The 25714-nt window shown below is 37.5% G+C and carries 27 protein-coding genes; 23 read left to right on the top strand and 4 right to left on the bottom strand.

Going from position 1 to position 25714, the window contains the following annotated elements; all coding sequences use genetic code 11:
- Positions 1–41 precede the first annotated feature (41 nt).
- The 17 genes from atpB to FFM71_RS02245 all read left to right on the top strand — a co-directional run bounded on the left by atpB (position 42) and on the right by FFM71_RS02245 (position 13062).
- Positions 42–752 carry a F0F1 ATP synthase subunit A gene (gene atpB / locus FFM71_RS02325; RefSeq protein ID WP_137610574.1) on the top strand — a complete coding sequence of 237 codons (711 nt, stop codon included), beginning with the start codon at positions 42–44 and terminating at the stop codon, positions 750–752.
- 23 nt (positions 753–775) lie between these two features.
- Positions 776–988, top strand: coding sequence for a F0F1 ATP synthase subunit C (gene atpE / locus FFM71_RS02320; RefSeq protein WP_010020175.1), 213 nt, complete (start codon positions 776–778; stop codon positions 986–988).
- A gap of 84 nt (positions 989–1072) precedes the next feature.
- On the top strand, positions 1073–1594 hold the full coding sequence (gene atpF, locus FFM71_RS02315) for a F0F1 ATP synthase subunit B (protein WP_373278782.1): 522 nt from the start codon (positions 1073–1075) through the stop codon (positions 1592–1594).
- On the top strand, positions 1581–2129 hold the full coding sequence (atpH, locus tag FFM71_RS02310) for an ATP synthase F1 subunit delta (RefSeq protein ID WP_137610573.1): 549 nt from the start codon (positions 1581–1583) through the stop codon (positions 2127–2129). The genes atpF and atpH overlap by 14 nt, the downstream gene beginning before the upstream one ends.
- A gap of 15 nt (positions 2130–2144) precedes the next feature.
- Positions 2145–3692: a F0F1 ATP synthase subunit alpha gene (gene atpA / locus FFM71_RS02305; protein WP_137610572.1), complete on the top strand. Its 1548-nt coding sequence runs from the start codon at positions 2145–2147 to the stop codon at positions 3690–3692.
- Between the two features lie 17 nt (positions 3693–3709).
- Positions 3710–4627: a F0F1 ATP synthase subunit gamma gene (locus FFM71_RS02300; protein ID WP_137610571.1), complete on the top strand. Its 918-nt coding sequence runs from the start codon at positions 3710–3712 to the stop codon at positions 4625–4627.
- A gap of 20 nt (positions 4628–4647) precedes the next feature.
- Positions 4648–6099, top strand: coding sequence for a F0F1 ATP synthase subunit beta (gene atpD, locus FFM71_RS02295; protein WP_137610570.1), 1452 nt, complete (start codon positions 4648–4650; stop codon positions 6097–6099).
- Positions 6100–6116: 17 nt separating this feature from the next.
- Positions 6117–6545 carry a F0F1 ATP synthase subunit epsilon gene (locus FFM71_RS02290; RefSeq protein ID WP_041500863.1) on the top strand — a complete coding sequence of 143 codons (429 nt, stop codon included), beginning with the start codon at positions 6117–6119 and terminating at the stop codon, positions 6543–6545.
- Between the two features lie 641 nt (positions 6546–7186).
- Positions 7187–7420: a DUF1146 family protein gene (locus FFM71_RS02285; RefSeq protein ID WP_137610569.1), complete on the top strand. Its 234-nt coding sequence runs from the start codon at positions 7187–7189 to the stop codon at positions 7418–7420.
- 25 nt (positions 7421–7445) lie between these two features.
- Entirely contained in the window at positions 7446–8768 is a 1323-nt protein-coding gene (murA, locus tag FFM71_RS02280) for a UDP-N-acetylglucosamine 1-carboxyvinyltransferase (protein WP_137610568.1), read from the top strand.
- Positions 8769–8873: 105 nt separating this feature from the next.
- On the top strand, positions 8874–9863 hold the full coding sequence (locus FFM71_RS02275; RefSeq protein WP_137610567.1) for a rod shape-determining protein: 990 nt from the start codon (positions 8874–8876) through the stop codon (positions 9861–9863).
- Positions 9864–9871: 8 nt separating this feature from the next.
- A complete protein-coding gene (locus tag FFM71_RS02270) occupies positions 9872–10054 on the top strand; it encodes a DNA-directed RNA polymerase subunit beta (protein WP_057892682.1) in 183 nt (60 codons plus the stop codon).
- Positions 10055–10058: 4 nt separating this feature from the next.
- On the top strand, positions 10059–10349 hold the full coding sequence (yidD, locus tag FFM71_RS02265) for a membrane protein insertion efficiency factor YidD (protein ID WP_137610566.1): 291 nt from the start codon (positions 10059–10061) through the stop codon (positions 10347–10349).
- 12 nt (positions 10350–10361) lie between these two features.
- Positions 10362–10583: a DUF2969 family protein gene (locus FFM71_RS02260; protein ID WP_137610565.1), complete on the top strand. Its 222-nt coding sequence runs from the start codon at positions 10362–10364 to the stop codon at positions 10581–10583.
- 12 nt (positions 10584–10595) lie between these two features.
- Complete coding sequence (locus FFM71_RS02255; RefSeq protein ID WP_137610564.1) at positions 10596–11798, top strand: FtsW/RodA/SpoVE family cell cycle protein; 1203 nt, start codon at positions 10596–10598, stop codon at positions 11796–11798.
- Positions 11799–11807: 9 nt separating this feature from the next.
- Entirely contained in the window at positions 11808–12101 is a 294-nt protein-coding gene (locus tag FFM71_RS02250) for a glycine cleavage system H family protein (protein WP_137610563.1), read from the top strand.
- 103 nt (positions 12102–12204) lie between these two features.
- Positions 12205–13062, top strand: coding sequence for a helix-turn-helix transcriptional regulator (locus tag FFM71_RS02245; protein ID WP_137610562.1), 858 nt, complete (start codon positions 12205–12207; stop codon positions 13060–13062).
- 93 nt (positions 13063–13155) lie between these two features.
- Here the strand turns inward: FFM71_RS02245 and FFM71_RS02240 are convergent, their stop codons facing one another.
- The 3 genes from FFM71_RS02240 to FFM71_RS02230 all read right to left on the bottom strand — a co-directional run bounded on the left by FFM71_RS02240 (position 13156) and on the right by FFM71_RS02230 (position 15286).
- The gene (locus FFM71_RS02240; protein WP_137610561.1) at positions 13156–13629 is read right to left on the bottom strand and encodes a universal stress protein; all 474 of its coding nucleotides are present in this window, start codon (positions 13627–13629) and stop codon (positions 13156–13158) included.
- Positions 13630–13716: 87 nt separating this feature from the next.
- Complete coding sequence (locus tag FFM71_RS02235) at positions 13717–13995, bottom strand: hypothetical protein (RefSeq protein WP_137610560.1); 279 nt, start codon at positions 13993–13995, stop codon at positions 13717–13719.
- Entirely contained in the window at positions 13985–15286 is a 1302-nt protein-coding gene (locus tag FFM71_RS02230; RefSeq protein WP_137610559.1) for a replication-associated recombination protein A, read from the bottom strand. The genes FFM71_RS02235 and FFM71_RS02230 overlap by 11 nt, the downstream gene beginning before the upstream one ends.
- 51 nt (positions 15287–15337) lie before the next feature.
- On the opposite strand from FFM71_RS02230, the gene FFM71_RS02225 reads away from it, so the two are divergent.
- Entirely contained in the window at positions 15338–15940 is a 603-nt protein-coding gene (locus FFM71_RS02225; RefSeq protein ID WP_137610558.1) for a DUF1054 family protein, read from the top strand.
- Between the two features lie 452 nt (positions 15941–16392).
- The gene (locus FFM71_RS02220) at positions 16393–16599 is read left to right on the top strand and encodes a hypothetical protein (protein WP_137610557.1); all 207 of its coding nucleotides are present in this window, start codon (positions 16393–16395) and stop codon (positions 16597–16599) included.
- 445 nt (positions 16600–17044) lie between these two features.
- Here the strand turns inward: FFM71_RS02220 and rpsD are convergent, their stop codons facing one another.
- Positions 17045–17656, bottom strand: a complete 612-nt coding sequence (rpsD, locus tag FFM71_RS02215; RefSeq protein ID WP_137610556.1) for a 30S ribosomal protein S4 — start codon at positions 17654–17656, stop codon at positions 17045–17047.
- Between the two features lie 649 nt (positions 17657–18305).
- Between rpsD and FFM71_RS02210 the strand changes: the two genes are divergently transcribed.
- The 4 genes from FFM71_RS02210 to FFM71_RS02195 all read left to right on the top strand — a co-directional run bounded on the left by FFM71_RS02210 (position 18306) and on the right by FFM71_RS02195 (position 25690).
- Positions 18306–19994 (top strand): septation ring formation regulator EzrA, encoded by a 1689-nt coding sequence (locus FFM71_RS02210; RefSeq protein ID WP_137610555.1) that lies wholly within the window; start codon positions 18306–18308, stop codon positions 19992–19994.
- A 75-nt stretch (positions 19995–20069) separates the two neighbouring features.
- Entirely contained in the window at positions 20070–21215 is a 1146-nt protein-coding gene (locus tag FFM71_RS02205; protein ID WP_137610554.1) for a cysteine desulfurase family protein, read from the top strand.
- A 9-nt stretch (positions 21216–21224) separates the two neighbouring features.
- Positions 21225–22442, top strand: a complete 1218-nt coding sequence (thiI, locus tag FFM71_RS02200) for a tRNA uracil 4-sulfurtransferase ThiI (protein ID WP_137610553.1) — start codon at positions 21225–21227, stop codon at positions 22440–22442.
- Positions 22443–23041: 599 nt separating this feature from the next.
- Positions 23042–25690 (top strand): valine--tRNA ligase, encoded by a 2649-nt coding sequence (locus FFM71_RS02195; RefSeq protein WP_137610552.1) that lies wholly within the window; start codon positions 23042–23044, stop codon positions 25688–25690.
- Positions 25691–25714: the final 24 nt, after the last annotated feature.

Genomic DNA, 25714 nt, shown 5'->3' with positions numbered 1-25714 from the left:
GTATCAATTGTTTTCAATAAGCGAAGAAAGGAGGGTTATTATTGAATGATAAGTATAAGTTTGTTGAATTCTTAGGCTTAAGATTCAATGTTGCAAATGACTTGTCAGTTATAGTCTCTGCAATCCTTGTTTTCATTTTGGTGTTTGCATTATCTCGTAAAGTCACAATGAGACCAGGCAAAGCACAGAATGTACTCGAATGGATGATTGATTTTACTAATAGTATTGTAAAATCGGCGATGCCAGACGGTTCAGGAAAACAATTCAATCTTTATGCGTTTGTATTATTCCTATTTATCTTTGTCTCTAACCAATTAGGATTATTCTTCCAACTAAAGATTGGCGGTTTCACATATGTTAAATCACCAACATCAAATCCTTTGATCACAATGGGACTTGCGACAATTTCATTGTTAGTTTCTCACTATTATGCAGTGAAGAAATTTGGATTCGGTGGGTATTTATCCAATTATGCGAGACCGGTAAAGTTTTTGCTACCAATTAACCTTCTGGAAGAATTTACCAACTTCCTAACATTGTCACTACGTCTGTACGGTAATATATTTGCCGGTGAAGTACTTCTTGCACTTATTGGAACTGTTGCAAAGAGTCTTGGCGCTGTGACATTTATTGCAGCTATGCCATTAGCTATGGTATGGCAAGGCTTTTCTGTATTTATTGGAGCCATCCAAGCGTATGTATTTACCACATTATCAATGGTTTATATTTCACGTAAACTGGAACAAGAATAACATTTATTGGAGGATTTTAAATTATGAAGGATATTGCGGCAGCTCTTGCAGCTGGTATCGCTGCTCTTGGAGCATCAATCGGTAACGGACTTGTTATTTCTAAAACTCTTGAAGGAATGGCACGCCAACCAGAAGTAGCTGATAAATTAAGAGGTACAATGTTTATCGGTGTTGGTCTTATCGAAGCTGTTCCTATCATTGCCATTGCTATTGCGTTCGTTATTCTTTTCGTTTAATACATACAACCAGAAATTTGGCGATATAATAAAATAATCGCCTTTTTATGTTTTATGTACTTATTAGAAAGGAAGGAGTGAAGAATATTGGCAGGTTTATTGGTTCTCGGAGCTAATCAAGTAGCTTTGGGTGACATGCTTTTCATTCTTGTTTCTTTCATCGTTTTAGCACTGTTAGTGAAGCATTATGCTTGGGGTCCTGTTACAAAGATGATGGACGCCAGATCTGAAAAGATTACTGGTGATCTTGATTATGCGGATCAGGAACGCTCACGTGCTGAAAAGTTGGCAAAAGAACGTGAAGATGCTCTTAAGAATTCACGTGCTGAAGCAGTGGAAATTGTTAATAAAGCTAAGGAAAGCGGTGAGACTCAAAAGAAGTCCATCGTATCCGATGCTCATAGTGAAGCTGAAGAATTGAGACAAAGAGCAAAATCCGATGCAGCTAAAGCTAGAGAAGATGCTATGTCAGGCGCACAAAATGATATAGCAAATCTTTCTTTGGAAATTGCTTCTAAAGTTATTTCTAAGGAGCTTAACGCAGACGATCAAAAGTCACTAATCGACTCTTATATTAAGGAGTTGACGGTAAATGAAACTAAGTAAATATCAAGTGGGAAAGCGTTACAGTAAGGCACTTTACGAAGTAGCCAAAGAACAAGACTCTATAGAAGAAATGCTTGAAGATTTAAAATCTTTAAAACAAGTCTATGAAGAAAACCCTAGCTTGAGCTTTGCTCTGGCAGGACGTTCTATTTCTCGCACTGAAAAACTTAAAATCTTAGAAACATTGAATAGCCAATTTGGTGAATTAATGCAAGATTTCTTAAGCTTAGTCTTTGATAACAACCGTATGGACTGTATTGTGGAAATTGCTGATGCTTTCATTGCAAAATATGATGAAGTAAAAGGAATTGTTGAAGCTACGGTTACTACTACGATTGGTTTAGAAGACACTCAAGCTAAAACACTTGAGTCGGTAATTAAGAAAAGATTTTCAGTAAATAAAGTAAATTTAATGAAAATAGTTGATCCATCTATCATCGGTGGCGTTATAATCCGAGTAGGAGATCAAGTTGTCGATGGTAGTGTTGTTAAGAGATTTAATGACATCAAGAAGACGCTATTGGTTAATAATTAAGTCGAGGTGAAAAGAATGAGCATCAAAACTGAAGAGATTAGTTCGCTGATCAAAGAACAGTTAAAGAACTATAAAAATGAACTCTCAGTTGATGAAGTAGGTACAGTTACATACGTCGGTGATGGTATTGCTCGTGCTAATGGCCTTGAAAATGCTATGGCAAGTGAATTGCTAGAATTCCAAGACGGTACTTTTGGTGTGGCTCAGAACCTTGAAAGTGATGATGTTGGTATCATCATTCTAGGTAATTACGATAAAATTCGTGAAGGCGATACTGTTAAAAGAACAGGTCGTATCATGGAAGTTCCAGTCGGAGAAGCAATGGTTGGACGTGTCGTAAATTCTTTGGGTCAAGCTGTAGATGGCCTTGGAGAAATCAAGACTGACAAAACACGACCTATTGAATCACCTGCACCCGGTGTTATGCAACGTAAGTCAGTTTTTCAACCCTTACAAACAGGTTTGAAATCCGTTGACTCTCTTGTTCCTATTGGTCGTGGTCAACGTGAGTTGATCATCGGTGACCGTAAAACTGGTAAAACATCAATCGCTATTGATACAATTCTAAATCAAAAAGATGAAGATATGATTTGTATCTATGTTGCCATTGGTCAAAAGGAATCAACTATCAGAGCACAAGTTGAAACCTTGAGAAAACATGGTGCCATGGATTACACAATCGTCGTCGAAGCTGGACCTAGTCAGCCAGCCCCAATGCTATACTTTGCACCATATGCTGGTGCCGCAATGGGTGAATACTTCATGTACAACGGCAAGCATGTTTTGATCGTCTATGATGATTTAAGCAAGCAAGCTAATGCCTATCGTGAAATTTCACTATTGCTTCGTAGACCGCCTGGGCGTGAAGCATATCCTGGTGATGTTTTCTACTTACACTCACGTTTACTAGAACGTGCCGCTAAGTTGAGTGACGAATTAGGTGGTGGTTCAATGACTGCCTTACCTATCGTCGAAACACAAGCCGGTGATGTGTCAGCCTATATTCCAACTAACGTAATTTCTATCACTGATGGACAGATTTTCTTGAGTAGTGATATGTTCCACTCAGGTACACGTCCAGCTATTGATGCTGGTACATCTGTTTCTCGTGTTGGTGGGGATGCCCAAATTAAGGCTATGAAGAAAGTTGCTGGTACTTTACGTCTAGATCTTTCTTCATATCACGAATTGGAATCATTCGCACAATTTGGATCTGATCTTGATGAAGCAACAAAAGCAAAACTAGATCGTGGTCGTCGTACAGAAGAAGTTCTAAAACAACCTGTACACTCACCAGTTTCTGTTCAAAAGCAAGTTTTGATTTTGTTTGCCTTGACAAGAGGATTCTTAGATAAAATCAAAGTTGAAGATCTTAAAGAATATGAAACTTCACTTTCTGAATATTTCGATGCAAATCATTCAGATCTTTTACAAACAATCAAAGATAAAGGTACATTACCTGATGAAGACCAATTCAAGGCCGCTGTAAATGAATTTACAGAGAACTTCTTGGCTTCTAAGTCAGGCGATACTGAAACTTCAGATAGTAAGCAAGCAAACTAATACAGGAGGTTTAAATAATGGCTGAGTCCCTTATGGATATTAAAAGAAGAATTTCTTCTACTAAGAAAACCGGTCAAATTACAAGAGCCATGCAAATGGTCTCTGGTGCTAAACTCTCTCGTATTGAAAAGAAGTCTATTGCTTATCAATTGTACGCAAAAAAGGTTGAAGACATTATTAGACATTTAACAGCTGCTGATGTATTTAAAGAATTATCAGTTGCTGACGAATCCACTGATCCGTTAAGTTTAAATAGTCTTCTAAAAGTTCGTGAAGTCAAAAAGACTGCCTATGTTGTTATTACATCAGACCGTGGTCTTGTTGGTGGATATAACAGTAATATCTTGAAAGCCATGATGGACCTCTTTCAAAAGAAGTACCAAGGTGACAAGAGTAAGTTTACAATTATTTCCTTAGGTGCTACCGGAACAGAGTTCTTTAAAGCTCGTGGCTTTGACGTTTCTTACGAATACCGTGGTTTACCAGATATTCCAACAGTTAAAGATATCACTCCAATCATGAAGACAATTTTGCAAATGTATCAAGCCGAATTGTTCGATGAAATTGATATTTGTCATAATCATCACGTCAACTCATTGGTTTCTAACTTTACAACAGATAAGCTGTTGCCATTGACTGAACCTGATGACGTTTCTGCTGAAGAACAACAAGTTGCTACTGAATATATCACAGAACCAAACCCTAAAGCAGTTCTATCTGCAATTGTGCCTCAATATATTGAGTGTTTAGTTTTAGGAGCAATGATGGATGCAAAAACAGCAGAGCATGCTGCTTCTGTAACAGCTATGAAGAGTGCGACTGATAATGCTGATGATCTTATTGCAAGTTTGTCATTGCACTATAATCGTGCCCGTCAAGCTCAAATCACTACAGAAATCACTGAAATCATCGGTGGTGCTGCTGCACTTGAATAGTTTAGAAAGGAGCCAAATTAATGAGTAGCAAAGGAAAAGTTATTCAGGTAATCGGTCCAGTTGTCGATGTTGAGTTTTCATTAGATGAAGACTTACCAGAAATTAACGATGCTTTAAAAGTTAAGAAAAGCGATGGATCAGAAATTACCCTTGAAGTTGCCCTAGAATTAGGTGATGGCGCCTTGCGTGCTATTTCTATGAGTTCTACCGATGGACTTCAAAGAGGTGCCGAAGTTGCTAATACTGAAGGTCCAATCTCCGTACCAGTTGGTAAAGAGACATTGGGTCGTGTGTTCAACGTTTTAGGTGAATCAATCGATGGAGGCGACGCATTTCCAGCCGACTTCCCAAGAAACAGTATTCACCGTCAAGCACCTCCTTACGATCAATTAAATACATCAACTGAAATTCTTGAAACAGGTATCAAAGTTATCGATCTTCTCGAACCTTACGTTCGTGGTGGTAAAGTTGGTTTGTTCGGTGGTGCCGGTGTTGGTAAAACCGTTCTTATTCAAGAGTTGATCCACAATATTGCTGAAGAGCATGGTGGTATCTCAGTATTTACTGGTGTTGGTGAAAGAACACGTGAAGGTAATGACCTTTATTATGAAATGAAGGAATCCGGTGTTCTTGCTAAAACAGCCATGGTTTATGGTCAAATGAATGAATCACCTGGTGCTCGTATGCGTGTTGCCTTAACAGGTTTGACAATTGCTGAGTACTTCCGTGATGTTGAAGGTCAAGATGTGCTATTGTTCATCGATAATATCTTCAGATTTACACAAGCCGGTTCAGAAGTTTCTGCCTTGCTTGGACGTATGCCATCAGCCGTTGGTTATCAACCAACATTAGCTACAGAAATGGGTCAATTGCAAGAAAGAATCACTTCTACAAAGAAGGGTTCAATCACATCAATTCAAGCCGTTTATGTTCCTGCTGATGATTATACCGATCCAGCTCCAGCAACAACTTTCGCCCATTTGGATGCTACAACCAACTTGGAACGTAAGTTGACACAACAAGGTATTTATCCAGCCGTTGATCCACTAGCATCATCATCATCTGCCCTTGATCCTGATATTATCGGTCAAGAACACTATGATGTTGCCACAGAAGTTCAAGAAGTTCTTCAAAGATATCACGAACTCCAAGATATTATTTCTATCTTGGGTATGGACGAATTGTCTGATGAAGAAAAGACTGTTGTTGCGCGTGCAAGACGTATCCAATTCTTCTTGTCACAAAACTTCAGTGTTGCTGAACAATTTACTGGTGTACCAGGTTCTTATGTTCCAGTTGCTGAAACAGTTAAGGACTTCCGTGCTATCTTAGATGGTAAATATGATGACGTTCCTGAAGATGCCTTCAACGGTGTTGGTGGTATTTCAGACGTTCTCGATAAAGCCAAGAAGATGGGCTGGAAACCAGCTGACGACCAAGATGAAAATACTGAACAAGCTGTTGCCAATTAAGGATAGGAGGAAATAATATGGCTGAAAATATTATGACGGTCAATATTGTTACTCCCGATGGTGTTGTTTACGATCATCATGCAAAACTCGTTGTGTTGAGTACTATTGATGGTGAAATTGGTGTCATGGCTCACCATGAGCCAATTATCGCCCCATTGATTATTGATGAAGTCCGTGTACGTCGTGTAGACAAACCTCATCATGAAGACTCAATTGCTGTAAATGGCGGGTTCTTGGAGTTTAGCAATGACCTAGTTTCAATCGTCGCTAATAGTGCCGAAAGAGCTAGAGACATTGATTTAAGACGTGCAGAATATGCTAAGCAAAAAGCTGAACAAACTATCAAAGTTGCTGAAGAGAAGCACAACGTTGATGACTTGGCTCGTGCTCAGGTATCTCTACGTAAAGCTATAAACAGAATTAACGTAAGTTCACATCGAAATTAATTAATTCAAAAATAAGACTGAGATTTATTTTCAGTCTTATTTTTTTGTTTTAAATATGCCGCCGACGGGTGTGAGAGATGCTACCTGCCATAGACCGGTGCGAGCCAAGGTCTCGCGCCTCGATTTTGAGCTTTGCAAAAAACGCAAATCCCAAAATACGTCTGTGCTGTAAGAGTGGAAGTTCACCACTCTAACACCACTTTTATGGCTGGTAGCATCCCTCATACCCGTCGGCTAGTTAACTTTGGAATTTGTTAACATTTGATTATTCTAACTGAAGGTTGAAAGATGAAATTCTTTAATTCCGGTATAATTTCAAGGATTCTAAATTAGTTACAGAGATGAAAATGGATTTTGATTTTAAAGCACTGAAAAGAACTAGTCGGAGGTTGGCAGAGAAAATCACGTGCAGTGAAAGTGGCGTTAGAGCTTTAGCTCTTACACCACAGGACGACTTTTGAGACGTGATTTTCGTCTCAAAAGCGAGGATCGAGACCGAACTTTAGCTCGGTCCGTTCCTCGCAGCAGGCGAATTTTCTATGCCAACCGGAGACGGCAGTTTAAGTATTTTTAAAATCAACAATCCAAAACTCCAAAATAGTTAAGAAAATGTTATTATTTAGAAAAGTGAGGTTTATAAAATGATAAATGTCGGAATTAATGCGATAATAACTCTTATAAGTCATGTTATATTTATCTGGTTAAGTTTTAATCTATTGCAAGTTGTGGATTGGAAAAAGATATATAACAAATCCAATCCTAAAATGTTACAATTACTTGTAGCGTTTATTGCAATCGCTCTTGGTTATACAGTAAGCTCTTTTTTCATGAGCATTTTTAGTCTATCTCAAAATATAACCTTACTTTTTAAATGATTCCAGGTTTTTGGAGGAGAATATTGTGCAACAAATAATCGTAAATGGACCTACGCAATTAAAGGGAACAGTCAGAATTGAAGGTGCCAAAAATGCGGCTTTGCCAATTTTAGCGTCAACTATTCTAGCATCTGAGGGTAAAACCTTGTTAACGAATATTCCTCCGTTATCAGATGTAATTACTATGTCTAAGGTTTTGATGGCATTAAATGCCGATGTTTCATATGACGAAGCCGATGAAGTACTTACGGTTGATACAAGTAAAGGAACTTCAACTACTGTTCCTGAAGATCTTGTAGATAAAATGCGTGCTTCCATTGTTGTTTTAGGACCACTCTTGGCTCGCAACAAAGAAGCACACGTTGCCATGCCTGGTGGTTGTGCCATTGGCTCCAGACCAATTGATCTTCACATCAAGGGATTGGAAGCTATGGGTGCTAAATTCAGTCAAAACGGTGGCTTTATTGACGCTGAGACTGAAGGACTGCATGGTGCAAATATTTATTTGGACTTTCCAAGTGTTGGTGCAACTCAAAATATTATGATGGCAGCAACTTTGGCAGATGGTGAAACTGTCATCGATAATGCTGCTAGAGAACCCGAAATCGTTGACCTTGCTAATATTTTAGGTAAAATGGGTGCTGACGTAACTGGTGCCGGAACTAACACCGTTCGTATCAATGGTGTTGAAAGTCTCCACGGTTGCGAACATTCAATTATGCAAGATCGTATCGAAGCTGGAACATTCATGGTTGCAGCCGCAATTACTGGTGGCGATATTTTTATTCAAGACGCCGTAGCTGCTCATAATCGTCCATTACTTTCAAAATTGATTGAAATGGGTGTTAAAATCGATGAAACCGATGAGGGAATTCGTATTATTGGAACTAATCAATTAAAACCAGTTGATGTAAAAACTTTGCCTTATCCTGGATTTCCAACGGATATGCAAGCTCAAATGACTTTAGCTCAACTATTAAGCGTTGGTACTACTGTTATGTCAGAAACAGTTTTTGAAAATCGTTTCATGCATTTCCCAGAATTCGGTAAGATGAAAGCCGATTATAAGATCGAAGGTAATTCAGTTATTATGTTTGGTCCAGCTCAACTAAGTGGTGCTAATGTTGCTGCTACTGACTTACGTGCTGCTGCAGCACTTGTTCTAGCAGGATTAGTTGCTGAAGGGGAGACTCGTGTTTCAAACCTTCAATATTTGGATCGTGGATATTATCATTTCACTGAAAAGTTAAGAAATTTAGGTGCTAAAATTAGACGTGTTTCAGTTGATGAAGCTGGCCGTGAAACTTTAGTGTTAAATACAGTATCGAGTGCAATAAAGTTGGCTTAATATTAGCTTGAGAAAGTGGATTTCCCACTTTCTTTTTTTATTGGCAATTTAATGATTAAGCTGATTATGATATACTTTTTGTGTTTAAGTCTTGGAGGATATAGCATGTCGAAATATCTAGGAATTGATTTGGGTACAGCAAATGTACTTATTGATGTCAAAGGAGAAGGAATCGTTTTAAATGAACCTTCTGTTGTGGCAATTAATACGAATAATAATGATGTAGTCGCTGTCGGTAAGGATGCCTATTTGATGGTTGGTAGAACACCAGCTAATATTAAAGCTATCCGTCCCTTAAAAGATGGGGTTATTGCTGACTTTGATATTACAGAAAAAATGTTGCAATATTTTATTGAAAAACTGAATGTCGGTGGCCGTTTCTCAAAACCAACAATCATGATTTGTGCACCAACTAACGTAACGCCAGTTGAGCAAAAATCAATCATTGAAGCTGCTGAACAAGCTGGTGGTGGTAAAGTTTACCTTCAACTAGAGCCTAAAGTTGCAGCTGTTGGTGCTGGTTTGGATATTTTCAAACCTCAAGGTAACATGGTTATTGATATCGGTGGTGGTACAAGTGATATTGCCGTTATTTCAATGGGGGATATTGTAACAAGTCAATCATTGCGTTTTGCAGGCGATAAGATGACTGGTGCTATTCAAGCATATATCAAACAAAATCATAATTTGATCATCGGTGAAAGAACTGCTGAACAAATTAAGATGGAAATTGGTTGTGTTATGGATGCTGACGAAAGCAAAACTTTCTCTGCTAGTGGGATCGATATCGTCAGTGGATTGCCAAAAGAGATCACAACGAATGAAGTTGAGATTCAAGATGCATTGTCAGATGGCATAGAACAGATTGTCAGCGCCGCTAAAAACGTTTTGGAACAAACGCCACCAGAATTATCAGGTGACATTATTGACCGCGGTATCATGCTTACAGGTGGTGGTGCGCTATTGAAGAATTTGGACAAGCTATTGTCAGAAAAACTTCAAGTTCCCGTGCTACTAACTGACAGTCCTTTAGATTCAGTTGCATTGGGTACTGGTGTGCTATTGGAAAATATTGAAAAACATAAGAAATACTAGGATGAAAAATGAAAAGAGATTTTGGTAAAGAATATCGTCGCGATATTTTCAAGAAAATAGGTTGGGTACTATTATTAATGCTAATCTTTTTAGTTTTGGGTATGTTGATTGGTTCCGCCTTAGGTGGGTCTAATCCACTTGCTGTTTTGTGGCCAGGAACATGGATGCATATGTTCGACTTTTTAAGGTAGTATCATGCTTAAAAAAATTCTAATTGGAATCGTTCGATTCTATCAGAAATTTATTTCTCCAGTATTGCCACCGAGTTGTCGATATTACCCAACATGTTCGACATACTTTATAGATGCAGTTAAAATGCACGGTGGAATTTTGGGTACCATTATGGGGATTGCACGTATTTTACGCTGTAATCCCTTTGTCCGTGGTGGAGTAGATCCCGTACCAGATAATTTCACGATCTTTAGAAATCCTCATCCAGAAAAATATGAAGATGAAATTATCGCAAAAAAATTTCATAACAAATAAAGGAAAGATTCAATGTCTAGCAGAAAAAAAGCAGTTGAAATTAGTTTAAAAGATATCAGCAGTGATCCTGAAACATATGAGCTTTGGGATGGCAAAAAGTATATCGGAACTATCAAAAAAGATGGTGAACGTTACCTTTCATACGTTGAAAGTAATGAAACACCATTTAAATCAGTAAAATTGGACGACGCAATTAACGAATTGCTAATGCAATATAACTTACATAATCATTAGCAGGTGTAAAACATGCAAATAAGAGAAAATAATCGAAAAAATGATGTGGATTCGAGAATCGATTATGGAATTATTTTTTCTGTAATGATGTTGGCAATTATAGGCTTAATGTCTATTTATGTTGCGACGATTCAAGATTCTCAAAACCCTTTAAAAAATGTTGTTTCGCAAGTTGCTTGGTATGTTTTGGGAGCAGCAATAATTGCGGTAATTATGCAGTTTGATGCGGAACAGCTCTGGCAAGTGGCTAACTATGCTTACTATGCCGGAATAGCGTTACTGTTTCTGGTCCTGATCTTTTATAGTCGTTCATATGCGGCTAGTACCGGTGCCAAGAGTTGGTTTGCAATTGGTTCGTTTACCTTTCAGCCATCTGAAGTAATGAAGCCGGCATTTATATTGATGCTGGGGAAGGTCATTACCAATCATAATAGTCAGTACCAGGTTCATAAGATTGGTTCAGATTTCTTATTGTTGGGTAAGTTATTATTGTGGACATTGCCAGTTATGGTTTTGTTAAAATTGCAAAATGACTTCGGTACAATTTTGGTTTTCGTGGCAATTCTTGGTGGGATGATTCTTGTCTCGGGAATTGATTGGCGAATCCTGTTGACTGGATTTCTAATTGTTGGTGTTATTGGTGGAACGGCCTTGCTGTTCGCTACAACTGATTGGGGTCGACAGATATTAGGACACTTTGGATTTAGAGCTTATCAGTTCTCACGTATTGACAGTTGGCTCAATCCGTCAGCGGATACTTCTGAAAATGGGTATCAGATTTGGCAGAATATGAAGGCCATCGGCTCGGGACAACTATTTGGTAAAGGTTTTAATGTCTCGAATGTTTATGTTCCCGTACGTGAGTCTGATATGATTTTTTCAGTTATCGGTGAAAACTTCGGTTTCATTGGCTCATGTGTATTAATTTTGTTGTATTTCTTATTAATCTATCAAATGATTCAAGTAACTTTTGATACTAAGAATGAATTCTATGCTTATGTATCAACTGGTGTTATCATGATGATCTTGTTCCACGTTTTCGAAAATATTGGTATGAGTGTTGGCTTATTGCCACTTACTGGTATCCCGCTACCATTTATTTCACAAGGTGGTTCGGCCCTCTTGGGTAACATGATCGGAATTGGCTTAGTTATGTCAATGAGATTTCATCATAAGAGTTATATGTTTGAAAATGGTACGTTTAAACAAAGGTAGGAATTGGTTATGACTGATGAAAATTATTACTGGGTTAAGAAAGGCTCACATACAACACGTATAGGCCTGACAAAAGAGGGTCAAGACGCTTTAGGTAATGTCAAATATGTCGAATTACCTGATATAGATTCTGATATTAAAAAAGGGGAATCTAGTGGTGAGATTGAAGCTCAAAAGGCTGTGGTTGAGCTAGAATCACCAGTTACTGGGAAAATTGTTAAGGTTAACGATAAATTAAATGATAATCCTGAATTATTAAATGGTACCGAAAAAGACGCATGGTTCTTTGAAGTAAATAATTAAATTTTTAAAATTTATCTTTTTATCGCTGCTTATTTCTTGCAACATTTTTTAATAACTGTTTAAATTATCCTTGGAATTAATAAATGAATGGGGATAGTTTAGAATGAAAATATTAGGTGAAAAAATTCGCCATTACAGAAAACTCAGAGGTATTTCTCAATCTGAGTTAGCTGATGGCATTTGTACACAGGCAACTGTCAGCCTGATTGAAAAAAAAGACAAGATTCCAAGTATGGAAATATTGGTTCGCATTTGTGAAAGACTGGGTATCACAATGAACCTTGTGATCGTCAATGACGATAGTCAGATTTATTCAATCATCAGTGACATTAAGAAGTCATTCTATCAAGATGATTTCGATGGTATTAGCGACAAACTGGGTAAGCTTAAAAACATCAATGTCAATAATAAACAAGAAATCAAATTGATCCACTTCTTTAACGGATTGATTGAATATGTCACAAGCAAGAATTATGACAAAGCCATTTTCGATTTCAATCGTGCTATGAACGTTAACATCGCTAATGTTGATATGTATGATATTCTGATCGATGTCTTTACCGCAAAGGCCTACATCAATAAAAAGTCAGTCGATGAAGCTAGGGTTTATTACAATCAAGCTAAAGACTTGATCAAATCTAGTCTTGATAAGATTGGCGACGAAAATTACCACGATAGCATCTTGATTTACGCTAACATGGCTGATTTATCATTGAAGTTGGATGATAATCAAAAGGCTTTGGAATATGCTAACGAAGGTATCTTCATTGCTAGAAAAGAACAAACATTGTTCAAACTCGATGAAATGTACTGCTACTTAGCAGACGCAGGCACCCGTGAAGGTCAAAAGACTGACGAGGACTACATCAAGGCCTATGTCATTTCAAGTATCAGTGAAAACAAACCAGTTTTTGAAAAATTAAAAGCTAAAGTGAAAGATATGCATCTTAATATCTTTTAATAAAAAAATAATTTATTAATTTCCGTTCCGAAAAAAAGAGGATCGATTCGAAAGAATCGGTCCTCTTTTTTTACCATTTATTTTATCTGTTATCTATTTCTTGGGTTTCTTGATCGTCTTGTTATCGAGGTCTGTTCTTACAACTAAAACATCGCAAGCAGCAGTTCTAGTAACATATTCAGTAACTGAACCAATCAATAATCTTTCCATAGCATTCAAACCAGTAGCACCAATCATAATAAGATCAACACCTAACTTCTTAGGGAAATCAGTGGCAATGATTGCTTTAGGTGCACCATATTCGATGCTGTAGTCGATATCTTCAAGGCCAGCATCTTTAGCTGTCTTAACATAACTTTTAACAGTGTCTTTTGCCTTTTCAGTAATTTGTTCGACCATGGTTGAATCAAAGCTAGAAACGTTTTGGAAAGCTCTAGTATCAATAACGTGAACTAAGTGAATGGCAGCCTTGTTTCTTTTGGCTACTTCAACCGCTTTCTTGAAAGCTAACTCAGCTTCAAATGAACCATCAATTGGTACGAGAATGTTTTTATATTGTTGTAACATAAGTATCACCCCGTTAATGTAATATAACTGCTTTTATATCTTCATTTTAGTTGATTTGGCCTAATAAATACAGTCATCGGCCAATATTTAGCGGATATTTGCTAAATAAATTGAAAAAGCCGCTGCAATTAAGCTGCCAAGTAAGAGTGTAATGAAGTTAGCTTCCTTACTACCGATAAAGGCGATAACAATTCCCATGACTGCGACGAGCACCAATAATCCGGCGGTAAATCGCATGACATTTTTCAAAGTTAAGTTTTCATCTGGTGAGTAAATCAAAAATTTTCCACTACTGTGACTCCAAAGAATATAAGCTAAAGCTAATAAAAAAATAATAAAGAAGATCATTAGAATTTTAATTATCATAATTATTCTGACTCCGTTTTGAATTCATTTTCCATTCGTGTATTTGTTGCATTCGTAGATTTAACGCTTGCTCATATTTACCTGTGTTGTTTGGCTGATAATAATGTTTATTAACCAAGTTATTCGGCAGGTATTGTTGATTTACCCAAGCGTTTGGATAATCATGTGGAAATTTATAACCGACACCATGGCCAAGCTTTTTAGCACCGGAGTAATGTGCATCTTTGAGGTCATCAGGGATTGAATTACCCTTACCATTCCGGACATCATCCAAGGCACCATCAATGGCGACCATGCCTGAATTGGATTTTGGACATAGACAAAGGTCGATCACTGCATCTGCCAGAGGAATCCTTGCTTCAGGTAATCCGACCATCTGAGCGACTTGAGCGGCTTGAACTGCCCGAGCACATGCCTGTGGATTAGCTAATCCAACATCTTCGTAGGCGCAGATCATCAATCGTCTGATAGCAGAGGTCAAATCCCCAGCTTCCAATAACCGTGCTAAATAGAGCAGGGCTGCATCCGGATCACTACCCCGAATTGATTTTTGAAAGGCTGACATGACATCGTAATGACTGTCGCCATTCTTATCAGATGAAATTGCCTTTCTTTGAACTGATTCCTCAATTGATTTCAAATCAATGTGGATTGAATCATCTTTTGATTCAGTGGATAAGACGGATAATTCTAAACCATTAAGAATACTTCGTAAGTCTCCGTTAGTCGAACTTACTAATAAATCTAAAGCATTTTCATCTAGTTTGACGTTATACTTACCTAAACCATTCTGATCGTCATTTAAAGCACGTTTAACGGCCTGTTTGAGATCATCGCTACCGAGAGGCTTCAATTCAAAAATTTGAACTCTGGAGCGAATAGCGGGACTAATATTGATATAAGGATTTTCAGTCGTGGCTCCAATTAAAATGATAGAACCACTTTCAAGTAACGGTAACAAAAAATCCTGTTTTGTTTTGTCAAGACGATGGATCTCATCCAGCATCAAGACGACCGTACCGCTCATTTTGGCTTCAGCAGCCACGATTTGTAAATCTTTTTTACTGTCGGTAGCGGCATTTAACATTCTGAATGCATATTTAGTACTGCCGGCAATGGCACTGGCAATACTAGTTTTACCGATCCCAGGAGGACCGTAAAGTATCATTGATGATAACATCTTAGCTTCAACCATACGACGAATAATCTTATGAGGGCCAACAAGATGCTGTTGACCGACAACTTCATCGATATTAGTTGGACGCATTCGATATGCTAATGGTTTTTGCATAGCTCCTCCTATATAATTGATATATATATTTTACAACAAAGGATTGAGAACATGTTTGATAAAAATGATTTTAAAGTTTTTGAAGATATGACTCTGCCTGGTCGTCTAGGGTTGATCAGAGCCAATCTAGATCCAAAATTTGAAGAAATTGGTGTTGAATTGATGCAACGTTTGGAAACAGAGTATCAACAACAATTTTTTATGAAGATTGCAAAGCACCAACGTCGGACACAAAACCCACCTCCTGATACTTGGTTAGCTATTAATCAAGATAAACGTGGTTATAAGAAGACACCACACGTTGAATTAGGGCTTTGGCCTGATCGATACTTTATCACTTTTAGTCTCTTAGCGGACATTAAAAACCGTCCGGGGTATTATCCGATTTTGAAAGAATATCAGGATACTATCATAACAGAGGGCTGGAGTGTGTCAAATGACCATACCTCCAGTGAAATGGTACCTGCAAGTGATATCGATAAGGTGATTGCTCGGTATGAGAAGGTTAAGTCGAGTGATTTAGTGATTGGCTATGAGTTGAAAGCTGATGATCCAATTGTTCAAAAGGGTAACTATGATCAGTTGTTGATGGATAAGTTTATGCAGTTGAGTAAATTGATGGTTATTTTTAACAAACTACAGGTTGAAAGTTAGTTAAATATGCCGTTTCCAGAGCTGAGAGTATTCATTTGCTGCGCGGAACGGCCCGAGCCAAAGTTCGGTCTCGAGCCTCGCGAAATCCGCGAGGCTTCACACTCCCGGTGGTGTAAGAGCTGAAGCTCTAACGCCACTTTCGCTGCAAATGAATACTCTCAGCTCTTCCAACTATTTTTTTTAAAAATAAAAATGTCCAATTGTGCTCTTTTGCTGTTTAAATAAATTGAATTTAGGACTGTCACAGCAATGTATATATAACTTTTTCACCTTTCAACCTTCAGTTAACAAAAAAATCGAGCGATAAATTTAAGGATGCTGTTTTCAGGGCTGAGAATTTTTTTTCGGTTTATTAGTGATGAATTTAAATTAGATAAAGCAGAAGTATTATCATCTAAAATCTTGAAATAAAAGTGAAATCAACTATTTATTTTCTGTAAAAAGTCGCTATAATGAAAGTAAATATAGGGTTACTTAAAGGGATGATCAAGATGAAATGGTATAAATCAATTGAGTTTTGGATCGGAATATTAATTACTTTGGCATTTTTCCAACTGTTCTTCGTGCCAACATACGATATTATGTGGTGGAGTGGTTTAGTTTCTACCATCGTCGGAATGGTTTTGATATTGAATGTAATTGGAAAGTTAAAAATCTAAATATAGCGTTTCCGAAGTTGAGAATATCATGTAACTGAAGAAACTGATTATTTTAACAAAAAAGACTAGACAAATGTGTCTAGTCTTTTTTCTGTGTGTATCACTTATACAAAGTTATTAATATGAAATCCCAAGTAGAAATTCAATTTGAATGGTTAATTTTTCTTTTGCGTAATTTAATAACGTAACAACGTATCAAATATAAAGAAAAATTAGTCGGAAGAACTGAGATTATTAACCGGCTGTGGATGTGGCGTTATGGCTTTAGCCATTACACCACCGGGCGAGTTTGGAGACTTACCGGTCTGTGGTAAGTCTTCAAACCGAGGTTCGAGACCGCACCCCAGGCTCGGACCGGTCCGCATAGCAGGTTAATAATCTCAGTTCTGGAGACGGCAACAAAAAAAATACACCCACCAACAAGTGAATGTATTTCTCGCAAATATTATAGAATTTGGTTGTAGTATTCAACAATCAATGATTCATCAACATTTGGTTCTAGTTCGTCACGTTCTGGGTTACGTACTAGAGAACCTGTCAATGTGTTGTCATCGAAGGTAACGAAACCAGGACGACCAACAACATTTTCAAGGTTATCTTTAACGATAGCCAAGTCTTTTGACTTTTCACGAAGGCTAATCTTTTGACCAACTTTAACTTCGTATGAAGGGATATCAACACGTTTGCCATCAACTGTGATGTGACCGTGGTTTACAAGTTGACGAGCTTGTGGACGTGAACTTGCAAGACCTAAACGATAAACCATGTTATCCAATCTTGTTTCAAGAAGGATCATCAAGTTGATACCATGAATTCCTTCCATCTTACCAGCACGGTTAAATAGGTTACGGAATTGACGTTCGTTAACATCATACATGAAACGCAACTTTTGCTTTTCAGTTAATTGTTGACCGTATTCAGAAATCTTACGACGACCACCATTTGGACCATGTTGTCCTGGGGCATAGTTTCTACGAGCGATTTCCTTACCAGTACCTGAAAGTGAGATACCTAAACGACGTGATAATTTCCAACGTGGGCCTGTATATCTTGACATAAATAAATTCCTCCAAAATGTTTGTCTGGAGTAAAATAATTAACTAGAGCTTAGCATTCGTGCAGTTATCGTTACATTTTTCACCTTGTGCAGCCACAGGTTACTAATTGAACTAAATCGTCGATAAATGTTGACGTTCTTGCCGCTCTTTGCTGCATATTTTACACGAAGGCTAGTATACCGTGATAAATGACGGATGTCAAAAGAATTTTGATAGTTTTGAAACTATTTAATCAAGCGAGGTAAGAAACTTCATATTTTAAATATGAGGAGTTTAGTCTTAATTAATTTTCTAAAGGTTGAAAGTTTAGTTAAGTATGCCGTTTCCAGAGCTGAGAGTATTCAATTGCTGCGCGGAACGGCCCGAGCCAAGGAGCGGTCTCGAGCCTCGGTTGAAGTCTCGCAAAACCCGCGAGTCTTCAACACGCCCGGTGGTGTAATTGCTGAAGCAATAACGCCACTTTCGCTGCAATTGAATACTCTCAGCTCTTCCAACTAGTTTATTTTTTTACCTTTCAACCTTTAGACGGCAACAAAAAAAAACAATAGTTTAAAACTTTATTATGAAAACGAGACAGCACTAATAATGAGACTAATATTTGTTATAATTTCTTAAAGATAAGACTGAATCGTCATTAGGGGTGTAAATGTGTTTGTAATTATTATTGGAATAATCTTAATCATTCTGTTCTTCCTATGGTACATGTGGTTCCTACAAAAACGTAATGCGGCCACACTTAATAAGCATAAGGAACGAACAGACGAGTTAAAAAAGGCTCAATTAGATGACAAAATCGAAAAATTGGAAAAGATGAAACTGTCTGGTGCTAGTGATGACCGCTTCAATCAATTAAAAGTGGAATACCATAAACAGACTGATGATATTTTCTCCGATATTTTAAAACAAATTCGTGCTGCCGAATATAAGAATACTGAATTTAAAGTGTTCGGATCAGCCAGTGATTTGAAAAAATTAAATAATGAAATGAATGACTTTGAGAAAAAAATTGGTGAGATTTCTCAAGGATTTGATGAACTATTGGCAAGTAACGAATTAAATGCTACACACAGTGAAGAGTTACAACGTCAATATCAAACTTTACGCAAACAAGTTTTGACTCAGTCATTCAGTTATGGTCCTGCTACAGACAAACTTGAGGATGAGCTTTCTGAAATTGCTAACCTATTAGATAAGGAAAAGCAATTGACTCAAAAGGGTGATCATATTGAAGCTAGTCAATGTTTGGACGATGTCAAAATCAAATTAGGTCTAATTACTGATCAATTGAAGATTATTGAACCGCTATTCCATGACTTAAATGAAGTATTTCCTGGTCAAGTTGATGAAATTAAATTCGTTTATCAAAAATTGGAACAACAGCATTTCAAGTTTACTGATGATATTGTTCAATTGATTTCTGATGTTCAACATGAAATAGATGAGTCCAACACTAAATTGGGTGAACTTAATTTTGATGCAGTTAATACTAATAATGAAGATATCAAGCAACGAATTGATGATTTATACGAAACATTGACCTTAGAGATGGACGGCAAGCGCGATGTCTTAAAAGAACAAAAGCCAGTTTTGGATTATTTGAATCATGCCGTTTTCCAACACAATCATTTGGATAAACGAATTCAGAGACTTCAAGAAAGTTATATTTTAACAGACAAGACGCTGGATACTTTCCAAGACAATTACAATACTTTGAATGAGATTCGTCGAGAGTACGATGCTGACGTGCAAAGTATCGCTGATAAGCAAGTTATCTTTTCACAAGTTAGAGCTGATTTTAAAGAAATTGTTAAGCAACTAGATGAAATTGAAACTAACGAAAAGACCATCAATGACGATTTGAACCAGATGCTTTCGAGTGAACAAATTGCCCGCAATAGTGTTGATGAGTATGCTAAACGTCTAGAAATTCAAAAGAAGATGATGGAGCAGTTACGTTTGAACGGACTGCCTGATGATTATTTGGATTATTTCTACATGGTTTATGATGAAATCAACAAGTTGTACGATGAGCTTGATGCTGACCAGATCAATATGGAAGATATCAGCAAGCAAGTTATTGTGACTCAAGAAGATCTGGAAAACTTAGTTGAAAAGACTAAGAAACTGAAATACAACGTTCAGTTGGCAGAAAAATTATTACAATATGCTAACCGTTATGACAATAAAAATCCTGAATTTACTGATCAATTGATGCGTGCACGTTCAATGTTTGATGATGATTACAACTATAATGATGCAGTTGATGTCATTTCCAAAGCTTTGGAGGATGTAGAAGCTGGCTCAGTTGCTCGGATTAAAGAGACAATAAATTCATAATTTTTCAAAAGTGTGTTAAATTATAATAGAAAAAATTTTAGGCCGCTAAGGCCTTTTTATTTTGGTGGGGCAAAAATGATATATTTTGATAATAGTGCTACAACGAAAGTTAATGATTCGGTTCTTCAAACTTATAATGCTGCTAGTCAAGAATACTTTGGTAATCCTTCTAGTTTGCACAAGTTAGGACTGAAAGCGTACGAATTACTAGAAACATCAAGGAAACAAATTGCAAACCTAATGGGTTTCAAACAAGACGAGGTTGTCTTTACTAGTGGTGGTACCGAGGGTAATAACTGGATCATCAAGGGAACAGCTTTTAAGAAACGTGAATTTGGTAAACACATCATCACAACTTCAATTGAGCATCCTTCAGTTATGAATACGATGCATCAACTGGAAGAATTGGGATTTGACGTGACTTATTTACCGGTTGATAAATCGGGACATGTCAGTGCTCAAGATGTTAAAGATTCAATTCGAGACGATACGATTTTAGTTTCAACGATGGCGGTTAACAATGAAATTGGTGCAATTCAACCAATCCATGAAATTGCTCAAGTTTTAAAGGATTACCCAAGTATTAGTTATCACGTTGATGCAGTCCAGGCTATTGGTAAGAATTTACGATCCAAGATTGTTGATCCTCGTGTAGATTTCTATACTTTTTCAGGTCATAAGTTCCACGCAACACGTGGAATTGGTTTTATTTATATGAAAGAGGGCAAGCAACTAGAACCTTTGATGGCCGGTGGTGGTCAAGAATCAAACCTTCGCAGTGGGACTGAAAATACACCTGCAATCGCTGGTATGGCTAAAGCTATTCGTTTGTTGAAAGATGACGAAGCTGGTAAGGCTAAAAAGATGGAACAATTGAAGGAACAGTTGGTCAATCATTTGAAGGAAATGGATAATGTTCATGTCTTTTCACAAATTAGCGATGATTTTGCTCCACACATCATCTGTTTTACGATTGATGGAGTTCGTGGTGAAACAGTTGTCCATACCTTTGAAGACCGTGATATTTATATTTCGACAACAAGCGCTTGCTCATCAAAGAAAGGTCTCGAATCAGGGACTCTTAAAGCAATGAATATTCAAGAAAATGTTGCCACTAGTGCTGTTCGTGTCAGCCTAGATGAAAACAATACTGAAGCAGAAATGAATGAATTTATTAAGAATTTGGATGAGATCCACGATCATTTCCAAATTTTGAATTAGGAGAATTTGATGGAATATACTGAAATTATGGTTCGTTATGGCGAACTATCAACTAAAGGAAAAAACCGCAAGAGTTTTATCGACCGCTTGCATGGTAATGTAGCAAAGGTTTTAAAAGATTATCCTGACCTTAGAATGCAACCACATCGTGACCGTCTACACATCAACCTTAATGGTACTGATGCTAAGCCAGTTATGGATAAATTAAAGAATGTCTTTGGTATTCAAACCTTCTCTTTGAGTGTCAAAGTTTCACGTGATTTTGAAGATGTTAAGAAAAAGGCTATTGAAATGATGCATGAAGCTTATAAGCCCGGCATGAGTTTCAAAGTTGGAACTAAACGTTCTGATCATGAATATCCACTTGATACTAACCAAATCAACTTACAACTAGGGGACACAATTTGTGATGAATTTCCTGGTATTGATGTTGAGATGAAAAAACCAGATATTAAAATTTCTGTTGAAGTTCGTCAAGATGGAATTTACTTGTCTTACTTAACTGTCAAAGGTGCCGGTGGATTACCTGTTGGTACTGCTGGAAAAGCGATGTTGATGCTTTCTGGTGGAATCGATTCACCCGTTGCTGGTTATCTAGCAATGAAACGTGGTGTTGATATTGAAATGGTTCACTTCTTCAGTCCTCCATACACATCTGAACAGGCTTTGAACAAAGCTAAGGAACTAACTTCTAAATTGACTGCATTTGGTGGTCACATCAACTTCATCGAAGTACCTTTTGCCGAAATTCAAGAAACTATCAAATCAAGTGTCCCTGAAGGCTACTTGATGACGATCCAACGTCGTTTCATGTTGAGATTGACTGACTTGATTCGCGAACAACGCCATGGCCTAGCAATTTTTAACGGTGAGGCTGTTGGCCAAGTTGCTTCACAGACCTTGGAAAGCATGGCTGCAATCAATGATGTTACGACAACACCAATTTTACGTCCGGTAGCTACAATGGATAAGACAGAGATCATTCGTTTGGCTGAGAATATTGATACGTTCAATTTGTCAATTCAACCATTTGAAGATTGCTGTACAGTCTTTGCACCACCTTCACCAAAAACACGTCCAAATATGGAGAAGACACGTAAGTTTGAAAGTGTTCTTGATATTGACGGCTTGATTGAACGTTCAATGGCTGGAATTAAAATTACAACTATCGAACCAGGTGCCAAATTTATGGAAAGTGATCAAGAAAACATCCATAGTTTGCTATAAAATTAATTGACGTTTTTTGATTTATGATTTATCATCAAAATATCAGCTTTGATCAGGAGTATTTTGCAGCTAGATTTCAGAGAAGGCATGTTGTTGAGAATTGCCGAATCGAACTGGAAGATTGTTACCTGTGAGCTATCATTAAATGATCGGGCCACCGTTATCTGTTGAGTGAAGAGCTATTTATAGTTTTTAATTTAGGTGGTACCGCGAGACTTCGTCCTATTGAGGATGGGGTCTTTTTTTGTTCCTTGATTTTGAGGGGTTCCATAATTTCGGTATTATTTAGGAATATATTCTATGACATTCATCCGTTCGTTTAATGATTGGTTCAAGATATTTATCAAAAAAGCAGAAACACTAGTATTCGGGTGCGCAACTTGAAACCCGCAGTGGCGGTGGTGTTAGGCTGGTGGTTTTCCAGTCTTACAGCACAAGGACGTCTTTTGAGATTTGCGAACCGTGCAAAGCTCAAAAGCGAGGCGCGAGACCTTGGCTCGCACCGGTCCCACAGCAGGCTTCAAGTTGCGCACCCGAATACGGCAGACATAACCAACTACAATAAGTTAATTATTGATTTATAAAAGGAGAAAAAACCTATGAGAGAAATCGACATGGATACTAAATACAATCCACAAGAAGTCGAAGAAGGACGTTACCAAGCATGGCTTGATGACGATGATTTCAAACCTTCCGGCGACAAGAAAGCTAAACCATATTCAATCGTTATCCCACCACCCAATGTTACTGGTAAGCTGCATTTGGGTCACGCTTGGGATACAACTATTCAAGATACTTTGATTCGTTACAAGCGTATGCAAGGTTATGACACACTTTACTTACCTGGTATGGATCACGCTGGTATCGCTACTCAAGCTAAAGTTGAAGCTAAATTACGTGAACAGGGTATTACTCGTTATGACCTTGGTCGTGAAAAATTTGTTGAAGAAGTTTGGAAGTGGAAAGATGAATTTGCTTCTATTATCAAGTCACAATGGGGTAAATTAGGTCTATCACTTGATTATTCACGTGAAAGATTTACCTTAGACGAAGGTTTGTCAAAAGCTGTCCGTAAGGTTTTCGTTAAACTCTATAATGAAGGTTTGATCTACCGTGGCGAATACATAATCAACTGGGATCCACAACTACAAACTGCTTTGTCAGACATCGAAGTTATTCACCAAGATGATCAAGGTGCTTTCTATCATGTTAAATACCCATATGCTGATGGTTCAGGATTTATCGAAATTGCCACAACACGTCCAGAAACTATGTTTGGTGATGTTGCTGTTGCCGTTGCTCCTGATGATGACCGTTACAAAGATATCGTTGGTAAAGAAATTATCGTACCTTTAGTTGATCGTAAAATTCCAATTATCACTGACCACTACGTTGATAAAGAGTTTGGTACTGGTATGGTTAAAATTACTCCAGCTCATGATCCTAATGACTTTGCTGTTGGTAATAGACACGACCTTGAACGTATCAACACAATGAACGCTGACGGAACAATGAACGAAAATGCTGGCAAATATAACGGCATGGATCGTTTTGAAGCTCGTAAAGCTATTGTTAAAGATTTACAAGATGCTGGTTACATGATTAATATTGAGCCTTATATGCACAGTGTTGGTCACTCAGAACGTTCAGGTGTTCAAGTTGAACCAAGACTTTCAACACAATGGTTCGTTAAGATGAAACCATTAGCTGAAATGGCTTTGAAGTATCAAAAGACTAACGATAAAGTTAACTTTGTTCCTGATCGTTTTGAAGATACCTTCACACAATGGATGGACAATGTTCATGATTGGGTTATTTCACGTCAATTATGGTGGGGACATCAAATTCCTGCTTGGTATAACAAGCAGACTGGTGAAACTTACGTTGGTGAAGAAGCTCCTAAAGATATTGAAAACTGGAATCAGGAATCAGATGTTCTTGATACATGGTTCTCAAGTGCTCTATGGCCATTTTCAACTATGGGTTGGCCAGATGAAAATTCAGAGGATTACAAGCGCTATTTCCCAACAGATACATTAGTTACAGGCTATGATATTATCTTCTTCTGGGTATCTCGAATGATTTTCCAAAGTTTGAAGTTTACTGGTAAAGAACCATTTGATCACGTTGTTATTCATGGCTTGATTCGTGATGAACAAGGTCGAAAGATGAGTAAGTCGCTTGGCAATGGTATCGATCCGATGGACGTTATTGAAAAATATGGTGCTGATGCATTACGTTGGTTCTTGATGAATGGTTCAACTCCAGGTCAAGATACTCGTTTCAGTTATGACAAGATGGATTCAGCTTGGAACTTTATTAACAAAATTTGGAATGCATCACGTTATGTTATTATGAACCTTGATGTCGATACTCCAGCAATGGATGATCTTTCAGCTATAACAACATATGATTTGTCTGATAAGTGGATTTTAACGAAGCTAAATACAACTGTTAAAGAGGTCAATCGTTTGATGGACAGCTTTGATTTCGGTGAAGTTGGTCGTAATTTATACAATTTCATCTGGAATGACTTATGTGACTGGTATATCGAAATGAGTAAAGCAACTCTTACTGGTGACGATGAAGCTGCTAAGAAGCAAAAGAAGATGATTTTGGCCTATGTTCTTGACCAGACACTTCGTCTCTTACATCCAATCATGCCTTTCGTTACTGAAAAGATTTGGTTGACGATGCCTCATAACGGTAAGACAATCATGCATGCTAAGTATCCTGAATATCACGCTGAATTAGACAATGAAGCTGCCATGGGTCAAATGGATATCTTGATTGATTTGATCAAGTCACTTCGTAAGATTCGTTTGGAAGCTAATGCACCAATGTCTAAGGCCGTTGATATCATGATCAAGCCACAAGATGATGATGTTAAAGCTGTTATTTTGAACAACAAGGAATACATCGATCGTTTCATGCATCCTAAGGAATTGAATGTTGCTGCCGACTTGAAGGCTCCAGCTTTAGCAATGACTGCTGTAACAAACAGTGCTGAATTGTACGTTCCATTAGCTGAATTGATTAATATTGATGAAGAAATTGCTCGTCAAGATGAAGAAATGAAGAAACTAGATCAAGAAATCACTCGTTTGGATAAGAAATTATCAAACAAAAACTTTGTTGATAAGGCGCCTGAAAAGGTTGTCGCTGAACAAAAAGAAAAATTAGCTGATTATCAATCACGTCAAGCTAAGGTTGAACAAAGAATTCAACAACTAAAAGACAATCAATAATAATTGAGTATATAATGACAAAGG

This window comes from Companilactobacillus huachuanensis (assembly GCF_005404815.1).
In the GTDB taxonomy this organism is placed as follows: Bacteria; Bacillota; Bacilli; order Lactobacillales; family Lactobacillaceae; genus Companilactobacillus; species Companilactobacillus huachuanensis.
The sequence above is the reverse complement of the archived record's forward strand: the minus strand, read 5'-3'. Positions and strand labels throughout refer to the sequence as shown.

Bases quoted from the DNA above. Each gene is read 5' to 3' on its own strand.
- FFM71_RS02205 (WP_137610554.1), top strand. From the start codon at position 20,070: ATGATATATTTTGATAATAGTGCTACAACGAAAGTTAATGATTCGGTT.
- FFM71_RS02285 (WP_137610569.1), top strand. From the start codon at position 7,187: ATGATAAATGTCGGAATTAATGCGATAATAACTCTTATAAGTCATGTT.
- FFM71_RS02250 (WP_137610563.1), top strand. From the start codon at position 11,808: ATGACTGATGAAAATTATTACTGGGTTAAGAAAGGCTCACATACAACA.
- FFM71_RS02195 (WP_137610552.1), top strand. From the start codon at position 23,042: ATGAGAGAAATCGACATGGATACTAAATACAATCCACAAGAAGTCGAA.
- FFM71_RS02225 (WP_137610558.1), top strand. From the start codon at position 15,338: ATGTTTGATAAAAATGATTTTAAAGTTTTTGAAGATATGACTCTGCCT.
- atpD (WP_137610570.1), top strand. From the start codon at position 4,648: ATGAGTAGCAAAGGAAAAGTTATTCAGGTAATCGGTCCAGTTGTCGAT.
- atpA (WP_137610572.1), top strand. From the start codon at position 2,145: ATGAGCATCAAAACTGAAGAGATTAGTTCGCTGATCAAAGAACAGTTA.
- FFM71_RS02290 (WP_041500863.1), top strand. From the start codon at position 6,117: ATGGCTGAAAATATTATGACGGTCAATATTGTTACTCCCGATGGTGTT.
- FFM71_RS02230 (WP_137610559.1), bottom strand. From the start codon at position 15,286: ATGCAAAAACCATTAGCATATCGAATGCGTCCAACTAATATCGATGAA.
- FFM71_RS02270 (WP_057892682.1), top strand. From the start codon at position 9,872: ATGAAAAGAGATTTTGGTAAAGAATATCGTCGCGATATTTTCAAGAAA.
- FFM71_RS02255 (WP_137610564.1), top strand. From the start codon at position 10,596: ATGCAAATAAGAGAAAATAATCGAAAAAATGATGTGGATTCGAGAATC.
- atpH (WP_137610573.1), top strand. From the start codon at position 1,581: ATGAAACTAAGTAAATATCAAGTGGGAAAGCGTTACAGTAAGGCACTT.
- FFM71_RS02260 (WP_137610565.1), top strand. From the start codon at position 10,362: ATGTCTAGCAGAAAAAAAGCAGTTGAAATTAGTTTAAAAGATATCAGC.
- atpE (WP_010020175.1), top strand. From the start codon at position 776: ATGAAGGATATTGCGGCAGCTCTTGCAGCTGGTATCGCTGCTCTTGGA.
- FFM71_RS02300 (WP_137610571.1), top strand. From the start codon at position 3,710: ATGGCTGAGTCCCTTATGGATATTAAAAGAAGAATTTCTTCTACTAAG.
- thiI (WP_137610553.1), top strand. From the start codon at position 21,225: ATGGAATATACTGAAATTATGGTTCGTTATGGCGAACTATCAACTAAA.
- FFM71_RS02245 (WP_137610562.1), top strand. From the start codon at position 12,205: ATGAAAATATTAGGTGAAAAAATTCGCCATTACAGAAAACTCAGAGGT.
- FFM71_RS02220 (WP_137610557.1), top strand. From the start codon at position 16,393: ATGAAAGTAAATATAGGGTTACTTAAAGGGATGATCAAGATGAAATGG.
- FFM71_RS02240 (WP_137610561.1), bottom strand. From the start codon at position 13,629: ATGTTACAACAATATAAAAACATTCTCGTACCAATTGATGGTTCATTT.
- FFM71_RS02275 (WP_137610567.1), top strand. From the start codon at position 8,874: ATGTCGAAATATCTAGGAATTGATTTGGGTACAGCAAATGTACTTATT.
- FFM71_RS02235 (WP_137610560.1), bottom strand. From the start codon at position 13,995: ATGATAATTAAAATTCTAATGATCTTCTTTATTATTTTTTTATTAGCT.
- rpsD (WP_137610556.1), bottom strand. From the start codon at position 17,656: ATGTCAAGATATACAGGCCCACGTTGGAAATTATCACGTCGTTTAGGT.
- yidD (WP_137610566.1), top strand. From the start codon at position 10,059: ATGCTTAAAAAAATTCTAATTGGAATCGTTCGATTCTATCAGAAATTT.